Origin of the sequence: Acinetobacter sp. YH12233 (assembly GCF_013417725.1) — a bacterium.
Classification (GTDB): domain Bacteria; phylum Pseudomonadota; class Gammaproteobacteria; order Pseudomonadales; family Moraxellaceae; genus Acinetobacter.
The window spans coordinates 1-3,585 of the sequence record NZ_VPDK01000076.1 but is presented as its reverse complement, the minus strand read 5'-3'; the positions used below and the strand labels follow the sequence as shown (position 1 = coordinate 3,585).

3 protein-coding genes, 1 tRNA gene and 1 pseudogene are annotated in these 3,585 nt (G+C 41.1%); 3 read left to right on the top strand and 2 right to left on the bottom strand.

All coding sequences use genetic code 11. The annotated features are described in order from the left end of the window. Nucleotides 1-532: 532 nt before the first annotated feature. Nucleotides 533-1,840, top strand: a complete 1,308-nt coding sequence (locus tag FTV12_RS16225; RefSeq protein ID WP_125279600.1) for an FAD-dependent oxidoreductase — start codon at nucleotides 533-535, stop codon at nucleotides 1,838-1,840. A 3-nt stretch (nucleotides 1,841-1,843) separates the two neighbouring features. Next, nucleotides 1,844-2,683: a cyclopropane-fatty-acyl-phospholipid synthase family protein gene (locus FTV12_RS16220; protein ID WP_180034339.1), complete on the top strand. Its 840-nt coding sequence runs from the start codon at nucleotides 1,844-1,846 to the stop codon at nucleotides 2,681-2,683. Between the two features lie 75 nt (nucleotides 2,684-2,758). Here the strand turns inward: FTV12_RS16220 and FTV12_RS16215 are convergent. Continuing rightward, nucleotides 2,759-2,834, bottom strand: a tRNA-Thr gene (locus tag FTV12_RS16215). Between the two features lie 205 nt (nucleotides 2,835-3,039). Then, complete coding sequence (locus tag FTV12_RS16210; RefSeq protein ID WP_004781576.1) at nucleotides 3,040-3,267, bottom strand: hypothetical protein; 228 nt, start codon at nucleotides 3,265-3,267, stop codon at nucleotides 3,040-3,042. A 231-nt stretch (nucleotides 3,268-3,498) separates the two neighbouring features. Here FTV12_RS16210 and FTV12_RS16205 point away from each other — a divergent pair. Next, a pseudogene (locus FTV12_RS16205) lies at nucleotides 3,499-3,585 on the top strand (IS1595 family transposase); the annotation flags it as partial.

Genomic DNA, 3,585 nt, shown 5'->3' with positions numbered 1-3,585 from the left:
ACTTCATGTACAACCATCATTTTAAAGGCGAAGCTATAATCACGTTGTGTGCGTTTAACTCGTTGTTCTTGTGCATGTTCCATAAAATAAGTCTCTTAAGGTGTAAACTTATTTCAGGACGGGACAAGTCTTAAAACAAAGAAGCCTCTGCACAAGCAGAGGCTTTTTTTCTAATGCGCTGGAATTTCTTGTCGTTTTTACGAGTTTCTGGGATAAATTCATTTTGTTTATCTCTATGAATTTATCTCTTTCTTGTGCTGCATATTATAGAGTGTTTTGCGGTCTTTGTAAACCGATGATTAAAAAATCGGTTAATTAAATCATTTGTTTTTTAAAGATTTATTTTTAAATGTTTAAATATGACGAGAGTTTAAGTCACTCTATATAAAGACGTTTTTTGCTATTCAAAAAATGTAATTTATTTGTAAAGTTACGTTAACTCAGACTTACGAAAAAAAAGTATTCTGGAAGATTTTAATAACCTATTTGCCGAAAGCATGGTTCATAATTTCTTTTAGTTTTTCAATGACGGATGATCAGATTGGATATCGCAGTAATTGGTAGTGGCATGGCTGGACTGGCTACTGCCAGAATTCTTCAGGACGCAGGACATCGCATTACTATTTTTGAAGCGCTTCAAGGTCGCGGCATGGACAGTCATAGTCTCGAATTTGAAGGAGGCCTCATTGACGCACCTTTACGTGTGATGAATCCTTATCTGTGGAAAAATACCTTAAGTCTGGCGACTCATCTGGGCATTAAAACTTACCCGGTACGTACCTATATGGCCTGTAGCTGGCTGTTTGAAGACCGGGTAGAAACCTGGCTAACCACGTCACGTAGCCGGATTGGCAATATTCCGATTATCAATAACCGCAAAGGCATCCAGCAATATGGCTGGCGTCTGGTCAAAGGTTTGCTGCAGCTTAAAACAGCTTTGGCAAAATTCTTTAAATCTAAAAATCAGGACATCAGCCTGGCAGAATTTATCAATCGCAATGAGATTGAAGAAGTGTTCTGGCATGGTGCGGTGATGCCGGTGCTGTATACCATCTGTACCTGTAATCCAAAAACCATTGGTGAATGGCCAGCCAAACCGCTATTGATTTTCCTGCGTCAGCTAACGGATGGTGATGCCTTGTTACGTATGCAGGGCGGTACTCCGGCTTTGGTAGACAAGCTGATTGAAGGCATTCACATTGAAAGTGGTGCACCAATTGTCTCAGTGAAAGAGCAGGGCGACAAAGTACTGGTAGAAAATGCAGCGGGTCTGTCGAAAACCTTCGATCGCGTGGTGGTTGCGACACCAACCAATCATATTGATGAATTCCTGGATCATGAACAGTTTGGCCGTGATATCGAGCTGTTAAAGAAATTCAAATTTGAACAGGGTGAATTGGTCATTCACCGCGATAGCAGCGTGATGCCACCGAAACGTAAGGATTGGGCTGTACTCAGCTATATGATGGATCGCAAGTTTACCCGTCAGCAATTTACGGTTTGGCTGAATGCGGTTGAACCGAGTCTGGTGGGTAAATCACCAGTATTCCAGACCTGGCGTCCTGTGACTGAGATTGATCCGAAAAAAGTGATTTCATCAGTGACCTTGACCCGTGCGGTGGTGGATGCTAATACCATCGCCCTCAATAAAGAATTACAGCATCGTCATCTGGAAATGAACCGTAAAGTGTTCTACTGCGGCTCATGGTCATCGGACGGTTTACCAATCTTGGAATCTGCAGTGACTTCTGCCATGAAAATTGCTGCAATTATGGGGGCACCGTTGCCATTTGAAGGACTTAAACCTAAGATCGAGGTAGCACCCCAACTCGGTTATTGATTGATGCAATGGTTTCAGGCACTTCGTCAGCGTCTTCCTCAACATAAATATGCAATTGATGCTTCGTTGCTGGGAGACCAGTCGCAGTTGCCTTGGAGCAATCTGGGTTATTGGCGGGAAGGGCAGCAGGATTATGTAGCTGCCTGTCGAACTTTGGCCGACCATTTGGCAGAAATGGTCGGTTTAAATTCAAAGGATAAATTGCTGGATCTGGGCTGTGGCCAGGGTGCCAGCCTGTTGCACTGGCAGCAACACTATCAGGTGCAATATCTGGCCGGTGTAGAACTTCAGCCTGCTTGTGTGGCGAATATTCAGCAACATTTACCTAATCTCAATGCCATCTATCCGGCTTCTTTCCTGCGTTTAAAAGACATGCATTTTTCCCAGCGCTTTGATGTGGTGCTATGTCTGGATGCTGCCTATCATAGTTCCGTTCCCGAACTTCTAGATCAGGTACGCAGTGTTTTGAACACCAATGCACGGATTGGCTTTCATCATCTGATCTTGTCTGAAAAATGGAACAGCTTGAATGCGCTGCAAAAGCGTAAATATCAGTTTCTGCTGAAATCCGCCGATGTCAATTTAAAAAACCTGATGTTGAAAAATGAGCTTTATCATTGTCTGGAAAATTTTGAATTTAAGAATATTCAGATTGAAGATCTGTCCGAAGCGGTATTTTCAGGTTTTGCTGATTATGTAACGCAGAATTTAAATTCAAAGGACTTGAAACAGAAAGGCAAAAGACTGGATCAGTTTAAACTTCAGATGACGGCAAAGCTTTGTCGGAAGTTATATCAGGATGGGATCGTGCGATATGTACAGGTGACAGCGCAGGCGATCTGAAGACTAGAGACAAGCTAGATAAAAATACCAAGTCCAGAAACATCAAAGCCTCACTAAAAAGCGAGGCTAAGAAAATGGTGCCGGCACACGGATTCGAACTGTGGACCTACTGATTACAAGTCAGTTGCTCTACCAACTGAGCTATGCCGGCGTTGTGGAGTGCATTTTACAGATTTTTCTTAAGGGCGCAAGCCAAAAAATAACCGTTCAATCTTATAACCAATTTTTTATTGCTGATCATTGAATCATCTTCAGTCAGGCATCTACATTTAAATCATGAAATTGCCCATATCAGTGATATGGGCAAGGATAAGGGGTTGATATTTAAAATCTATTATGAGTGAGTTAAAAGGGAATTATCTGCTTTTGAGTATCCGATCCAGGTCTTGTGCGCATTCCTCTAAAGTAAAGGCCATATCAAACTGCATTTGAGGTTTGAGTTCTTGAGCAAGACTTCTCCACTGTTCAATTAATTTTAGGGCTTTTTGAATCTTATGTTTGTTGACGTCTTTGGCAATGGTTGGGGTATAACCACCGCGTTTGGCATTTTTTATCTGTTTCATGTAGTTTGCGCTGTTATTCATGTCCACTCTCCGAATAGCAGTGTTTCCACTTTTTTCTAACCCAAATAAGGAAGACTCAAGCAATAACGTTTTCTATCTTTTGGTTTTTATTCTCCTTTTATCCTGTTTTGATTCCACCATAACATAGCGATGATGACAATGAAATTAAGCTATTTTTATGCCAGTTTTAGTCTCCATCATATAAATAAACTAGGCTCTAGACTAGCAAAATGATTATGTTAGTCTAGAATCATGATAGAAAACAGTAAATTAAGTCACTACAAGATTAAAAAAATTATTCAATGCTTTTGTGTTGATATTCCTGCTTCCAAAACAGCC

Coding starts and splice junctions, on each gene's coding strand:
- FTV12_RS16220 (WP_180034339.1), top strand. CDS start 1,844: ATGCAATGGTTTCAGGCACTTCGTCAGCGTCTTCCTCAACATAAATAT.
- FTV12_RS16210 (WP_004781576.1), bottom strand. CDS start 3,267: ATGAATAACAGCGCAAACTACATGAAACAGATAAAAAATGCCAAACGC.
- FTV12_RS16225 (WP_125279600.1), top strand. CDS start 533: ATGATCAGATTGGATATCGCAGTAATTGGTAGTGGCATGGCTGGACTG.